Below are 12832 nucleotides of genomic sequence, written 5' to 3' on the forward strand. Positions count from 1 at the left end.
ACAGCCCTAAGTGCCTCTTGATCGGCATTAATTAGGTATTAATACTAAGTTTTAGGTGGGGCAATCGAGTCCGATCGCTTTAAAACGTAAGAGGTAAGATGGCATGATGTCGATATCAAAGGCAAGAATATGAGCCCAAAGCTCCCTAGTAATAATGCTCAGACCATTACTGATTTTCTAAATCCTGAGCCACATCACATTTCTGAGGAGACTTCCGCAGAGTCCTATAAGTTTGCATTTGATGATGAGGCTTTTCTGGCCCGCAGAGAAACGATTGGAATTCGTTTTGAATTAGAGCTTTTAAAACCAGAAATTTTGCTCAATGAGCATGGGATTGACCATACCATCACAGTCTTTGGCTCAACACGCTTTGTTAGTCGTGAAAAAGCATTAGAGATGGAAAAGAACGCACAAACTGCAGATGAGAAAGCTGCAGCAAATAAAGCATTGCTGCATAGTCGCTATTATGAATCTGCTCGCGAGTTTGGCGCCACAGTGGCTCACTACAACACCACTCAAGATAAGAACTCTAATAAATTACATATTTGTACTGGGGGTGGTCCCGGCATTATGGAGGCCGCCAATCGGGGGGCATTTGAAGCAGGGGATCAAACCATTGGTTTTAATATTAGCTTGCCAAGGGAGCAGCACCCCAACCCATATATCAGTCCTGGCCTTAGTTTTCGTTTTCACTATTTTGCCTTGCGCAAGATGCACTTTATGTTGCGGGCGCGAGCAATCGTTGTTTTTCCAGGAGGCTTTGGCTCATTTGATGAGTTCTTTGAGGTACTCACCTTAATGCAGACTAAAAAAGTAACTGCCTTTCCTATCATCCTGGTGGGGAAAGCATTTTGGGCCGAGATGGTGAATTTTCAGCAGATGATTGAGTTTGGCGTAATTGATGAGAGTGATATGCAGGTCATTCATTTTGCAGAGACTGCACAAGAGGCTTGGGCGATCATCCAAAAGCACTACCAATTAAGCTAGTGAGAGCTTAATTGCTCCAATTGCTTCGCCTGTAAAATAGCGCAAAGCCCAATCATGACACCACAAGACGCCAGCATCGCCACCACTTTAGATTTACCTAGCTATCTTCTAGGTGCCATCATGCTATTGCTAGTGATGATTCTTCATGGCTTCGTATTACTACAAATTACGAAGCGTTACGAGGTTAAATCATTTCTGTATTTAGCAGAAAAGAAATACTCAGAGGTGACGCTCTATTTCTATATCAGCATTTTCTGTTTATTTTTAACTCACATTGCTGAAATTATTCTCTGGGGTGTTTCACTTTATGTCCTAAAACTAGTTCCAACTTTAGGTCAGAGCATTTTATTTAGTGGCAGTACTTATACGGCAATGGGATTCATGGAAGACATCTTGCCGGATGGCTGGAAAATGTTGGCAGTCATTATTGCCTTCTCCGGCATGTTTGCTTTTGCTTGGACTGCGTCAGCCATGATCTCCATGACGAAAAATTTTCGGCAAGCCTACACCAAACGTCACATGGAAAAACTCAACATTTCTTCTGACATGATTGACCGTTTTAAATAAGTGATGACTAAGACATGGGATACCGTCATTGTTGGCGGTGGTGCAGCCGGGTTATTTTGTGCCGGAGTTGCTGGTCAGCTAGGGAAAAAAGTCTTAATTCTTGACCACGCCCCAGTGCTGGGTGAAAAGATTCGTATTAGTGGCGGCGGGCGCTGTAACTTTACTAACTTGCATAGTAGCCCGGCTAATTTTCTTTCACTCAATCCGCATTTTGTTAAGAGTGCACTTGCAAAGTATCCGTCAAAAGAATTTATCAAGCTCGTTGACGCATACGGGATTGCTTATCACGAGAAGCATCAAGGGCAACTCTTTTGTGATGATTCGGCCAAACAGATTATCGATATGCTCATGTCAGAGTGCGCCAAGGGTAAGGTCACTATTCGTAATCCTATTTCTATTGAAGCGATTACTCAAGAAGCATCAGGCTGGTTGGTTCATACAAATGCAGGTATCGAAAAAACAAAGACCGTAGTGATGGCCACGGGAGGCTTACCAGTTCCCGCCATTGGTGCTACTGCTTACTCTTTGGATATCGCTAAACAGTTTGGACTTTCAGTAGTGGAGCCAAGACCCGCATTGGTGCCGCTATCATTTACGGCGGATACTTTTGGTAATCTAAATGAGCTAGCTGGTTTAAGTGTTCCCATCAGAATTGCATCCGGCTCTAAGGGGCATCGTTATGGTGCCTGCCGATTTACCGAAGACCTACTCTTGACTCACAAAGGCTTATCAGGCCCAGCAGTTCTTCAGGCAAGTAGCTATTGGGTCGAGGGCGAAGCGATTCATATTGATTGGCTTGGCGCTATTGAAGTGGTTGGCGGATTTAATTGTGATGCACTGTTTAATGATGAAGACAATCGTTTAAAGCTCACCGAAAATATACTAGCTTCTGTTTTGCCGCAGCGTTTGGCTAAAGCATTTTCTGAGCAACGAAATCTGAGCGGTCGTAAGTGGGCTGAGGTATCTAAAAAAGATCGTGAATCTTTAAAAGAGTTACTCACTAATTGGTCTGTAAAGCCGGCTGGGACCTTGGGCTGGAAAAAAGCTGAGGTCATGTTGGGCGGTGTGGATACTAAAGATTTAGATGGTCAAACGATGATGTCACGCACACACACAGGTTTATTTTTTATCGGTGAGTGCGTAGATGTTACCGGCCATCTAGGTGGCCATAACTTCCAGTGGGCCTGGGCAAGTGGTTTTGTTTGTGCCCAAGCTCTTTAAACCAGATTCACTTTTTCTTTTTTCCTCGAGAGCGAATATTGAGTAGTTCTACAGAGAGCGAGAACGCCATCGCGACATATACATACCCTTTAGGAATATGAACGCCCATACCTTCGGCAATCAGTACTACGCCCACAACAGTGAGGAATGATAGAGCCAGAACTTTAATCGAAGGGTGGCGATGTACAAAATCACCGATCGGTTTTGCGGCAATTAACATAATCATTACAGAGGCTAGGACTGCAGCAATCATGATGCTAATTTCATCGACCATCCCAACAGCAGTAATGACGCTGTCTAGGGAGAAGATGATGTCCAATATGCCAATTTGTACTACAGAACCCACAAATAAAGAAAACATTGATTTATTCAGGTTTGCTTTATTGGCATCACCTTGTTCATCATGCTCTTCATTGAGCTCTACTTCAACATAGATCTCTTTCGAGGCTTTCCAAATTAAGAAGAAGCCTCCTAATAATAAAATCAGATCCCTGCCGCTAATGGCGTGATCGTTAATGCTGAAGAGGGGGTTGGTGAGGCTCATCACCCAAGACAGGCTGAGCAGCAACAGAATTCTGGTTACTAAGGCAAAAATGAGGCCAAACTGTCGGACTTTCTCCCGAATCTCAACAGGGAGTCTATTGGCAATGACGCTAATAAAAATAATGTTGTCTATTCCTAGAATGATCTCTAGGGCGGAAAGTGTTAAAAAAGCTACCCAAGCATTGGGATCGCTCATCAGCTGTAAAAGACTATCCATTGATTTCTATTTCTAAAGTAGGTTTGAGGTAAAGTGTATCTAACTAAATTACCCGTGTGATTTCTATGCTTAAGCCCACACATATTATCAGGACATTGCTCTTCAGTATCACCATGGCACTCACGTTTCATGTGCAAGCTGCCTACCCTGATAAGCCGATCAAAATCATTATTGGTTTCCCTGCAGGCGGCCCCCTGGATGCACATATTCGTCTTTTAGTGGATAAGCTGCAGTCTGTTCTTGGACAGACTGTGATTGTCGACTACAAAGCAGGTGCTGGCGGTACTGTCGGCGCGCAATTTGTAGCGCAGTCTTTGCCAGATGGATATACGCTACTCTTGGCAAATACTGGCACGATGGTCATCAATCCGACCATCTACACCAAAGCGCCATACGACACACTCAGAGATTTTCAACCTATTGCCAGAACTGCCCAACAACCTCTGGCATTAATTGTGAATAAAGATGTGCCTGCTAATTCTCTAAAAGAATTGATTGCCTATGCTAAGGCTAATCCAGGAAAGTTGAATTATGGTTCTGCCGGAAATGGCGGCATCTCGCATTTGGTTCCCGAAATGCTCAAAAGTGAGACTGGTATCTTTATGGTGCATATTCCATTCAAAGGGAGTGCACCAGCATTCACAGACCTAATTGCTGGCCATGTGCAATTTATGGCGGAGTCTGTTCCCCAGGCTGCAAACTATGCCAAGCAGGGCAAGGTAAAAGCATTGGCAGTAACCAGTGCAAAACGTAATGCTGCATTACCTAATACTCCTACTGTGATTGAAACAGGCGTAGCCAATCTGGAGGTTGTTGGTTTTTATGGAATTCTGGCCCCCAAAGGGACGCCACCTGATGTGACAAACAAATTAAGCCAAGCCTTTAAGGAGACTCTAGAGTCTCCTGAGATACAGAAGAGGATGATTGAGCAGGGGGCTGATCCAGCCCATCTCAATGCCGATCAATTTACAAAGTTTCTTGCTATCGAGATGCCGCGCTGGGCAAAAGTGGTGAATCAAGCTGGTGCGAAGCTAGATTAAGGTATTAGCTTGGCTTCTCATCCAAATAGTTATATTGTCATATTAATGACTTAAATTAGAAGTAATTGGCAGTTTGCTAATTTCGGTTTAAAGTGAAATTGAAGCTTTTTCTGGACCCTTTATTGATAGGAGTATAAAAATGGATGCAAAAGAATTGCAAAAATGGCAGCGCGAAAAAGCAAAAGAATTGTTTGATTACTCGCATACTTTGTTAGAAGCCGCTAAGAAACTCAGCGAACATCATATGGCAGAGATGGAGTGGGGCATGAAAAATGCCTTAGAAAGCGCAAAGTCAGCTGCTAAAAATGATTTAGCCAAGTTAAAGGATTTACAAGCAGAGGCTGCTAAAGAGGCTGCTAAACGTGCAGCTACTTATCAGAAGAAGGTGAAGTCAGTATTGAAAGATCTTGGTGATAGCGCTGCCGATGAAACAGAGAAGCATCTTGAGAAAGTCCGCGCTTCTTTGGTAACTTGGCTTGAGGAAGCTGAAAATAAAATGCCAGTACAGGCAGAAAAGTTATCAAAGGTGGTTCATGAGATGTCTACTACTGGTCAGAAGATGTTCAAAGAAGGCCGCCGTATCGTGAATGAAGTTGCTGATACTGCAGAAAAAAATATTGATGAGATGGTCAAGAAATCTTCAGGGTCAAAAAAGAAGTCTGATTAATCGCTTAAGCTTTACTTAAAGAGCCGCCTCAAATCAGAGGCGGTTTTTTATTGCCAACCCTGTATCCATAGCTCGCTATTGCCAAGATCCCGCCAGGGAATCAGCGTAACCTTTTTCGAGTACACCGCTTCAATTTCGACAAATTCAATTTTTGCGTTAGGAGGCTCTGGCAGAATGACTTTACTCACTAAGAAATGTTTCTGTTTGGCAATGGGTTTCACTGCCGTCCATTTGGTCAGTAAAAGTTTCTTGGGGCTAAGTGGGTTCATTTTTATAGTGCGCTGCACTGATAATTTTGGTCTTTACTCATGAGCACTCCAGAGGACGGAGTAAATGTATAAGCAGATTCTTGAATCAGTGAAGGACATTTTTGGTCAAAATAGCTTTGATTACCCAGACTGCCACAATAGTCGAGCTTGAGGTCTTTGAATTCCATACGGGCTTTTCTGAGCACCATAGAAACTTTCATCTCTGCTGCTGAATTGCAGTTCCAGCTAGTGTAAGTTTCTCGCTCACAGGCCGTTAACCCCAAAAGGATCGGAAGGAAGATAGAAAGTCGTATGAAGGGCAAGAGCTAGAGCACCCAGAAGTGATGGGTCCCATCCTTGCCTAGTTGATCCACTAAACCAAATTCCCAGTCTAGGTAGGCTTGCATTGCAGCAGGGTCGACGCTAGTACCCTCGTAAGGTCGCTTATAGCGATCCAAGGGTGGGGAGGCTAAATGACTAGGACCTTTCTCAAGCTCCAGACCTGCAGTAGTCCAGGCAGCATTGCCGCCTTCTAATACCAAGACTTCAGCCTTACAGAGAGATTGAAACTCTTGTGCAACAAACATGCTTAATTGGGTTGGGGTGCTCGTCAGCACATAGCGATCAACTCGGGGAAGCTGTTTGATTGCATCAGCTAGTTGTGAACGCAAGGCATACCAACTTCCTGGAATATGACCCTTCACATAATTGGCGTGAGTACTGAAATCTACTGCAATCGTATTGCTATCTGTCTTGAGCCAATGAGAGACCTTAGCAACATCCACGAATTGAACCTGAGGAAGCGTAGGCATGGGGGCTTTCCAGACTCCTGTTTCACTCAGGTCAGATAACTTCAGGCCATCCACTACGTAAACATCCCACGCCATTTGCGCTAACCAGGAAGCTGGCATATTCGATCTGACGCTGCTAGTAGCATCAGCTAACACAATGCGCGCGCCGCGCACGGGTGCCACCATCTCAGTTTCTTGTACGAGCTGGCCGCCAGGCACGGAACGAAAGCCGGGAAGATGGCCCGCTTCATATTCTTCAGGTGTACGGGTGTCAAAGAAATAAGTAGTGCGCTCTGATTGCAATTTCCATTTCTCAATTTCGGCAAGATTAGTGCGTTTAACGTGCGCTCTGTCTGCAACCTTACGAGCCCGCTCTGAGGCTTCACTTGTGGTGTTCTGACTGACTTCTTTAAACTTGCGACTCTGACCCTTGTCTAATTCTTGTCCAGCAAGAGTCCAGCCAATAGTGCCATTGCGCAATGCATTGACTTCATTCGGAATGCCAGCGTTGATCAACGATTGTGTGCCGATGATGCTACGGGTTCTGCCGGCGCAGTTCACAATAATTTTGGTTTTCGGATTCGGCGCAAGTTCGGGAACGCGCAATACTAACTCAGCACCCGGAACGCTAATACCACTCGGAATACTCATCGTGTTGTATTCATCAAAACGGCGCACATCGACCACTACGACATCTTCTTGATCATCTAGCAGCTTCTTAACCTCTTGTGCTGATAGCGAAGGGGTATGACGTTTAGATTCAACAAGCTCTCCAAAAGACTTGCTGGGAACATTGACGTCTCTAAATAGCTCACCACCAGATTTTTTCCAGCCTGGGACGCCACCCTCGAATGTCGATACATCCGTATAGCCAAGACTGATTAATCGCTGGGCTGCGAGTTCAGCATCGCCTTCATCATCATCCAGTGTCACGATCGGAACATTTTTTCTAGGGAGTTTGCCGTATGCATCTATCTCAATACGAGAGAGTGGAACATTGGCAGCAAATAAAGGATGTTCCTGAGCATGCGGATCTTCCTCGCGCACATCCAGAAAGGCAATCTCTTCTTTATTGAGAAGTTTGTTGCGAACAAACGCATAGTTTTTAGTTGGGATACTCATTTTTTTATTTAATCTAGCTTGGCACCAGATTTTTTGACGACCTCACTCCAGCGTACGATTTCTTGATTGATATAAGTTGCCAGCTCAGGACGAGTCATTTTAGGGACGCTCGCACCCAATCCCGCCCAGCGCTCTTTAATTTCGGGCGAGGCTAAAGCGATCTGAACTTCATTGCTCATTTTTTCAACGATATCTTTTGGCGTACCTTTAATGGCCCACATGGCATACCAGCTAGAGACGACAAAGCCAGAGATACCCAACTCTTGAGCTGTTGGCACATTTGGAAAGGCCTCGCTACGTTTATTGCTGGCCACTGCTACTGCGATCAGTTGACCGCTCTTAATAAATGGTGCTGCGCCTGCTAAGGTATCGAACATCATATCCACTTGACCTGCCACTAAGTCTTGCAGCGCAGGACCAGTGCCACGATAAGGAATGTGAGTAATAAATAATTTGTTTTGCATCTTAAAGAGTTCACCCGCTAAATGCTGTGAGGTGCCATTACCAGTTGATGCGTAGTTATATTTCCCTGGGTTCTTGCGAATCGCTTCCATGATCGACTTCAAATCATTTTTGGGAAACTTTGTTGGATTAACAACGATCACATGAGGAACGCTACCAATAATGGCAATCGGTTCAAAGTCTTTAGTAATGTCATAAGGTAGGTTGACATACATACTTGGCGCAATAGAGTGATGCACCGCCCCCAGAAGCCAGGTGTAACCATCTGGCGCCATTTTTGCCGCCGCTGCAGCGCCAACCGTGCCACCCGCACCGCCGCGATTATCGACCACGATCGAGTCATTTAATTGGGTAGAAAGCTGCTTGGCTAGGGGGCGCCCAAAGGCGTCCACAGCCCCGCCAGGGGGGAAGGGGTTAATAAAGGTAATGGGCTTATTTGGGGATGGCCAGGCGCTACTCTGCGCGGCGGCCGACACTGAGAGGGTGCTGACTAGTAGTAAAAATAGGATATTTCTGAGCATTTTGGGTGTCTCCATCAGGATTCTAGTTATTTAATCATTTTGGCTGAAATGCCGTTTCTAAGCGTTATCCCTGATAAAAAAGGCCATTTCTGAGTGTTTTTATGGGGATATACTGACTTCGTTGTTGGTATGAATATTGATTAGATAACGGGAGACGAGATGTCACAACACGATACATTGTTAGCTGCTTTTGAAACATATAAAGCTGAAAACGAAAAATTCATTGAAAAAGGTATTAAGGCATCTGCAGCGCGTGCTCGTAAGGCATTGCAAGAAATTGCTGGCGCATGCAAAGAGCGTCGTAAAGAAATCACCGCTACAAAAGAGGCGATGGAAGCTAAGAAGTAATTCTCAAGCACATTCATCCCTAAGCCTAGCTTTTACCAGCTAGGCTTTTTTATTTTCATGTTTAGATAGTTACTGCAAAGAGAGTTAGCTTCATTGCTCTATTGCGGATGGCAACTAAAGCTTGATACTCGGGGCTGTGAGCCCAAGCTTTTGCATCTTCTTGGCTCGGAAAAGTAAGTTCTACGAATGCGCCAAATCTGGCGCAATTTAGTTCGTTCCAAAATATCTCGGTGACACTTCCTCGGTTTTGAATACTGCCTTTGTAGGGTTCTACGGTCTGGCTAACCTTGTTGCGATATTGTTCAAAGGCATTTTGATCTGTCAATTCAATGAGTCCAATTACTTTTGCTGTCATATGCGCTCGCCTTTGGTAGTGAATGGAAAGAGTTTATATCTAGGATATAGTTGTGGCATGAATCAGGCACAGTTTATTGAGATGTTGCAGCAGGAAGACTATCCCGATCCTGTTGAAGTAAGACAAGCCCCCAATGGATCCTTGGGAGAACATAGTCATCCATTCGCAGTCAAAGCTTTAGTGATTGACGGAAGTATCAATATCACAATCCAAGGCAATCGAAAGACGTACTCCATTGGAGATGTCTTTCAGCTTGGGTTTGAGGAGCCCCATTCGGAGAGCTACGGGCCTACTGGAGTGGTCTATCTAGCTTCAAGAAACCACTAAAGGTTTCTCTTGTCGTTTGCTCATCTGGCCAATGACGCGTGCACCCAAGAAGTGATGTTGATTAAATATATCCAAGACTTCTTGTACACATTCAGGAGCACAAGAAACCAGTAAGCCGCCGCTCGTTTGCGGATCAGTCAATAAAGCCAGTTGTGCTGGCGTAAAGTTCGCAGGAATGCCAACATTAGATCCATAGCTTTCCCAATTGCGACCGGAAGCGCCAGTAATCACTCCATCATTAGCTAATGTCTGTACATTAGAAAGCAGGGGAACTTGGCTCCAATCAATATGTGCCGTGCAGTCAGAGCCTCTTGCTAATTCCAGCATGTGACCCGCCAATCCAAATCCAGTGACATCTGTTAAGGCATGGACACCTGCTAGCTTTGCTAAGTCAGGCCCTGCAGCATTGAGCTTAGTGGTATTGGAAATCATCTCCCGATAACCATCATGGCCTAGCATGTCCTTTTTCAGAGCTGCTGAGAGAATACCTACGCCAAGCGGCTTACCTAATATCAAGACATCGCCAGGCTTCGCGCCAGCGTTACTCTTGACCCTCTTGGGATCAACTAAGCCGATTGCCACTAATCCATAAATTGGCTCAACCGAATCAATGGTGTGACCACCCGCAATCGGAATGCCAGCGCTACGACAGACTTCAGACCCGCCTTCTAGAATTCGGGCAATGGTCTTGTTGGATAAAACCTTAATTGGCATACCCACTAAGGCCAGCGCAAATAGAGGTGTACCGCCCATGGCATAGATATCGCTGATGGCATTGGTTGCTGCAATTCTCCCGAAATCAAATGGATCATCCACGATCGGCATAAAGAAATCCGTTGTAGCTACGATCGCTTGAGACTCATTAATTTGATAGACCGCAGCATCATCTGAGGTTTCAATGCCAATGAGCAACTCCTTAGGAAACGGTAGTTGCGGAACATTCTTAAGGATTTCAGAAAGAACGCCTGGCGCAATCTTGCAGCCGCAGCCGCCACCGTGAGAAAGGGAAGTCAGACGAGGTTCTGTAGTTTGAATATCTTGGGTCATGAAAATATTTTATATCCGAAGAAACTCTATCGATTAAAGCTGCGCTTAGGAGGGCTGCTACGCTTGGCTGGAGCGCGACCAGATCCACCACCATTACCTGCAGCCTTAGGCTTTCTAGATTGTTGGTGCTGTTGGCTACGTAGCTGAATGGGTTGAGCAACGGCATTAGGGTCTGGCTCAAATCCTGCAATGATCTCTTGCGGCAGTTTTTGTTTAATCAGCTTTTCGATATCCCTGAGCATCTGATGTTCATCAACGCAAACTAAAGAGACTGCGACACCATTAGAACCTGCACGACCAGTACGTCCGATCCGATGGACATAATCTTCTGATACGTTTGGTAGGTCGTAGTTCACCACATGGGGCAGTTGATCAATATCGATACCGCGAGCAGCAATATCAGTTGCTATCAGCGCAGTTAGCTTGCCTGCCTTGAAATCTGCTAAGGCCTTTGTTCTTGCAGTTTGACTCTTATTCCCATGAATGGCCATGCTGGTGATGCCATCCTTTTCTAATTGCGTCACCAGTTTGTTGGCACCATGCTTGGTACGAGTAAAGACTAATACTTGCTTCCAGTCATTGGTTTTAATCAAATGGGCAAGTAAAGGATGTTTCTTGGTTCTGTCTACAGGATGAATCAGCTGGGCAATGGCTTCATTTGCACTATTACTTCGAGCCACTTCAATTAATGCTGGTGAATTAAGTAAGCCGTCTGCCAAGGCCTTAATCTCAGTAGAGAAGGTTGCTGAGAACAAGAGATTTTGTCGTTGCTTGGGAAGGGCGGCCAAGATCTTTTTAATATCGCGTAAGAAACCCATATCCAGCATGCGGTCAGCTTCATCTAAAACCAAAATTTCAATGTGATTAAGTGAGACACATTTTTGTGACATCAAATCTAGTAAACGTCCTGGCGTGGCAACTAAAATATCTAAGCCACCAGCAATCGCTTTAATTTGCGGATTAGCACCTACACCGCCAAAGATCACGGTTGATTTGAGTCCAGTGTATTTGCCATAAGTCTCAACTGACTCTTGAACTTGGGCTGCTAGTTCGCGAGTAGGAGTCAATATCAATACGCGTAAGAGACGCTTGCCTGTACTTGCTTTTGTGGAGCTGAGGCGTTGCAAAATGGGGAGCGTAAAGCCTGCTGTTTTGCCCGTGCCGGTTTGTGCTGCTGCTAGGAGGTCTCCTCCTTGAAGTACTGCAGGAATCGATTTAGCTTGAATCGGTGTGGGGCTGGTATAGCCTTCTTCAGCAATAGCGCGAAGAATGGGTTCTGATAAACCAAGATCTGTAAATAACATAGGGGCCAATAAAGTATTGACCCGTATTCAATTAAACGACTATCCCGGTCAATGGGGTGAGCTGCCACGCTAGAGCGTTTGCAGTAAGAGACCTTATTTTAAGTCATTAGCCTTATTTCGCTAAAAATAGCCACTCAGGTAGTGCTTTGGGCTTGAGGGTGGTGGTATCCACGCAAACGATATTAATTAAAGCACTCACGATGAGCTCCATTTCAGCCTCATTGCCATCCTGAGATTTTCTTTTGGCCGTCTGCCTCACACTCACTTGAGCTTTGCTCCGACGCTCTATGATCTGATCAATTTGGAGTAGATCATCCAAGTAGGCAGGCTTGTGGAAATTCATTTGCAGATCTCGGACGGGGAGCAGTATTCCAAAGTCATTAATCAGCTTGCTTGGACTTAGGTCGAACTGAGCCAACCATTCTGCGCGACTGCGCTCAAAAATATCCAAATAGCGCGCGTGATAAACCAGGCCAGCGGCATCAGTATCGGAGTAACACACTCGATGGATGTATGGGAAGGAAGAATGAGTAGTGCTCATAAGTGATAAGTGGTTATTTAGGTAATGACAGCATCATATTACGATGGGGAATGCCTGCTTCGTCATAGATAGGCCCCTCCGCTATAAATCCAAGCTTTGCATAAAAAGGAATTGCTGAAACTTGAGAATGCAGCATTAAGGTTAAAACTCCTTCTGCTTTTGCTAGAGCGATCAAGTAACTCAAGATGGCTTTACCAATGCCTTGGTTTCGGAAAGTGCTTAAGACGGCCATGCGACCAATTTGTGCATGATGACTATCTAGGAGAACTAATCGCCCTGTGCCTACACAGAGATCATGTTGGTAAGCTAAAGCATGCTTTGCTGAAGGGTCATGCTCATCGAGCTCCATATCCTTAGGTACCCCTTGCTCTTGTATAAACACCTTCTGTCGTATCAAGTAAGCTTCCTTAGAGGCTTCCTGCCAGGGTTTAATGAGAATTTCTAAGGGATTCAAAGGATTCGGAAATTAATAGTAATTTTTAGTAGGGGTATAGCTTAATTTACCAAATAAACGCAGGAAACTA

Annotated in this window: 17 protein-coding genes; 7 read left to right on the top strand and 10 right to left on the bottom strand. The window is 44.9% G+C overall.

The annotated features are described in order from the left end of the window. Positions 1–129 precede the first annotated feature (129 nt). The 3 genes from ICN31_RS01705 to ICN31_RS01715 are packed head-to-tail and all read left to right on the top strand — an operon-like array spanning position 130 to position 2775. A complete protein-coding gene (locus tag ICN31_RS01705) occupies positions 130–987 on the top strand; it encodes a TIGR00730 family Rossman fold protein (RefSeq protein ID WP_216257984.1) in 858 nt (285 codons plus the stop codon). A gap of 54 nt (positions 988–1041) precedes the next feature. Then, entirely contained in the window at positions 1042–1554 is a 513-nt protein-coding gene (locus ICN31_RS01710) for a hypothetical protein (protein ID WP_216257986.1), read from the top strand. Between the two features lie 3 nt (positions 1555–1557). Continuing rightward, the gene (locus tag ICN31_RS01715) at positions 1558–2775 is read left to right on the top strand and encodes an NAD(P)/FAD-dependent oxidoreductase (RefSeq protein ID WP_216257988.1); all 1218 of its coding nucleotides are present in this window, start codon (positions 1558–1560) and stop codon (positions 2773–2775) included. 7 nt (positions 2776–2782) lie between these two features. Here the strand turns inward: ICN31_RS01715 and ICN31_RS01720 are convergent, their stop codons facing one another. Further along, complete coding sequence (locus tag ICN31_RS01720; protein WP_216257990.1) at positions 2783–3535, bottom strand: TerC family protein; 753 nt, start codon at positions 3533–3535, stop codon at positions 2783–2785. 113 nt (positions 3536–3648) lie between these two features. Here ICN31_RS01720 and ICN31_RS01725 point away from each other — a divergent pair, with 113 nt between their 5' ends. Together ICN31_RS01725 and ICN31_RS01730 are read left to right on the top strand one after the other, a co-directional pair. Beyond that, positions 3649–4575 (top strand): tripartite tricarboxylate transporter substrate binding protein, encoded by a 927-nt coding sequence (locus tag ICN31_RS01725; protein WP_255530866.1) that lies wholly within the window; start codon positions 3649–3651, stop codon positions 4573–4575. Positions 4576–4714: 139 nt separating this feature from the next. Further along, on the top strand, positions 4715–5242 hold the full coding sequence (locus tag ICN31_RS01730; RefSeq protein ID WP_216257992.1) for a phasin family protein: 528 nt from the start codon (positions 4715–4717) through the stop codon (positions 5240–5242). A gap of 47 nt (positions 5243–5289) precedes the next feature. Here the strand turns inward: ICN31_RS01730 and ICN31_RS01735 are convergent, their stop codons facing one another. From ICN31_RS01735 to ICN31_RS01750, 4 genes are all read right to left on the bottom strand, one after another. After that, positions 5290–5511, bottom strand: coding sequence for a TIGR02450 family Trp-rich protein (locus tag ICN31_RS01735; protein ID WP_216257994.1), 222 nt, complete (start codon positions 5509–5511; stop codon positions 5290–5292). A gap of 2 nt (positions 5512–5513) precedes the next feature. Continuing rightward, a complete protein-coding gene (locus ICN31_RS01740; RefSeq protein WP_216257996.1) occupies positions 5514–5711 on the bottom strand; it encodes a hypothetical protein in 198 nt (65 codons plus the stop codon). Positions 5712–5816: 105 nt separating this feature from the next. Continuing rightward, positions 5817–7403, bottom strand: a complete 1587-nt coding sequence (locus ICN31_RS01745) for a rhodanese homology domain-containing protein (RefSeq protein WP_216257998.1) — start codon at positions 7401–7403, stop codon at positions 5817–5819. 8 nt (positions 7404–7411) lie between these two features. Then, positions 7412–8401, bottom strand: coding sequence for a tripartite tricarboxylate transporter substrate binding protein (locus ICN31_RS01750; RefSeq protein WP_255530867.1), 990 nt, complete (start codon positions 8399–8401; stop codon positions 7412–7414). Between the two features lie 144 nt (positions 8402–8545). Here ICN31_RS01750 and ICN31_RS01755 point away from each other — a divergent pair, with 144 nt between their 5' ends. Then, entirely contained in the window at positions 8546–8734 is a 189-nt protein-coding gene (locus ICN31_RS01755; RefSeq protein WP_087909716.1) for a hypothetical protein, read from the top strand. A 61-nt stretch (positions 8735–8795) separates the two neighbouring features. On the opposite strand, the gene ICN31_RS01760 is transcribed toward ICN31_RS01755, so the two are convergent. After that, positions 8796–9089: a DUF1330 domain-containing protein gene (locus tag ICN31_RS01760; RefSeq protein WP_216257999.1), complete on the bottom strand. Its 294-nt coding sequence runs from the start codon at positions 9087–9089 to the stop codon at positions 8796–8798. A gap of 57 nt (positions 9090–9146) precedes the next feature. Here ICN31_RS01760 and ICN31_RS01765 point away from each other — a divergent pair, with 57 nt between their 5' ends. Beyond that, positions 9147–9416, top strand: a complete 270-nt coding sequence (locus ICN31_RS01765; protein WP_216258001.1) for a cupin domain-containing protein — start codon at positions 9147–9149, stop codon at positions 9414–9416. On the opposite strand, the gene selD is transcribed toward ICN31_RS01765, so the two are convergent. The 4 genes from selD to ICN31_RS01785 form a co-directional block, all read right to left on the bottom strand. Continuing rightward, positions 9402–10463, bottom strand: coding sequence for a selenide, water dikinase SelD (gene selD / locus ICN31_RS01770; RefSeq protein WP_216258003.1), 1062 nt, complete (start codon positions 10461–10463; stop codon positions 9402–9404). The two genes, ICN31_RS01765 and selD, sit on opposite strands and share 15 nt — an antisense overlap. A gap of 26 nt (positions 10464–10489) precedes the next feature. Beyond that, the gene (locus ICN31_RS01775; RefSeq protein ID WP_216258005.1) at positions 10490–11767 is read right to left on the bottom strand and encodes a DEAD/DEAH box helicase; all 1278 of its coding nucleotides are present in this window, start codon (positions 11765–11767) and stop codon (positions 10490–10492) included. A 112-nt stretch (positions 11768–11879) separates the two neighbouring features. Continuing rightward, positions 11880–12308 (bottom strand): YbgC/FadM family acyl-CoA thioesterase, encoded by a 429-nt coding sequence (locus ICN31_RS01780; RefSeq protein WP_216258007.1) that lies wholly within the window; start codon positions 12306–12308, stop codon positions 11880–11882. A gap of 13 nt (positions 12309–12321) precedes the next feature. Beyond that, on the bottom strand, positions 12322–12705 hold the full coding sequence (locus tag ICN31_RS01785) for a GNAT family N-acetyltransferase (protein ID WP_255530868.1): 384 nt from the start codon (positions 12703–12705) through the stop codon (positions 12322–12324). Positions 12706–12832: the final 127 nt, after the last annotated feature.

The sequence above is a fragment of the Polynucleobacter sp. UB-Piko-W3 genome, assembly GCF_018881635.1.
Lineage (GTDB): Bacteria > Pseudomonadota > Gammaproteobacteria > Burkholderiales > Burkholderiaceae > Polynucleobacter.

Excerpts from the sequence above, each read along its gene's own strand:
- ICN31_RS01705 (WP_216257984.1), top strand. The coding sequence starts at position 130 with ATGAGCCCAAAGCTCCCTAGTAATAATGCTCAGACCATTACTGATTTT.
- ICN31_RS01710 (WP_216257986.1), top strand. The coding sequence starts at position 1,042 with ATGACACCACAAGACGCCAGCATCGCCACCACTTTAGATTTACCTAGC.
- ICN31_RS01715 (WP_216257988.1), top strand. The coding sequence starts at position 1,558 with ATGACTAAGACATGGGATACCGTCATTGTTGGCGGTGGTGCAGCCGGG.
- ICN31_RS01720 (WP_216257990.1), bottom strand. The coding sequence starts at position 3,535 with ATGGATAGTCTTTTACAGCTGATGAGCGATCCCAATGCTTGGGTAGCT.
- ICN31_RS01725 (WP_255530866.1), top strand. The coding sequence starts at position 3,649 with ATGGCACTCACGTTTCATGTGCAAGCTGCCTACCCTGATAAGCCGATC.
- ICN31_RS01730 (WP_216257992.1), top strand. The coding sequence starts at position 4,715 with ATGGATGCAAAAGAATTGCAAAAATGGCAGCGCGAAAAAGCAAAAGAA.
- ICN31_RS01735 (WP_216257994.1), bottom strand. The coding sequence starts at position 5,511 with ATGAACCCACTTAGCCCCAAGAAACTTTTACTGACCAAATGGACGGCA.
- ICN31_RS01740 (WP_216257996.1), bottom strand. The coding sequence starts at position 5,711 with ATGAAAGTTTCTATGGTGCTCAGAAAAGCCCGTATGGAATTCAAAGAC.
- ICN31_RS01745 (WP_216257998.1), bottom strand. The coding sequence starts at position 7,403 with ATGAGTATCCCAACTAAAAACTATGCGTTTGTTCGCAACAAACTTCTC.
- ICN31_RS01750 (WP_255530867.1), bottom strand. The coding sequence starts at position 8,401 with ATGGAGACACCCAAAATGCTCAGAAATATCCTATTTTTACTACTAGTC.
- ICN31_RS01755 (WP_087909716.1), top strand. The coding sequence starts at position 8,546 with ATGTCACAACACGATACATTGTTAGCTGCTTTTGAAACATATAAAGCT.
- ICN31_RS01760 (WP_216257999.1), bottom strand. The coding sequence starts at position 9,089 with ATGACAGCAAAAGTAATTGGACTCATTGAATTGACAGATCAAAATGCC.
- ICN31_RS01765 (WP_216258001.1), top strand. The coding sequence starts at position 9,147 with ATGAATCAGGCACAGTTTATTGAGATGTTGCAGCAGGAAGACTATCCC.
- selD (WP_216258003.1), bottom strand. The coding sequence starts at position 10,463 with ATGACCCAAGATATTCAAACTACAGAACCTCGTCTGACTTCCCTTTCT.
- ICN31_RS01775 (WP_216258005.1), bottom strand. The coding sequence starts at position 11,767 with ATGTTATTTACAGATCTTGGTTTATCAGAACCCATTCTTCGCGCTATT.
- ICN31_RS01780 (WP_216258007.1), bottom strand. The coding sequence starts at position 12,308 with ATGAGCACTACTCATTCTTCCTTCCCATACATCCATCGAGTGTGTTAC.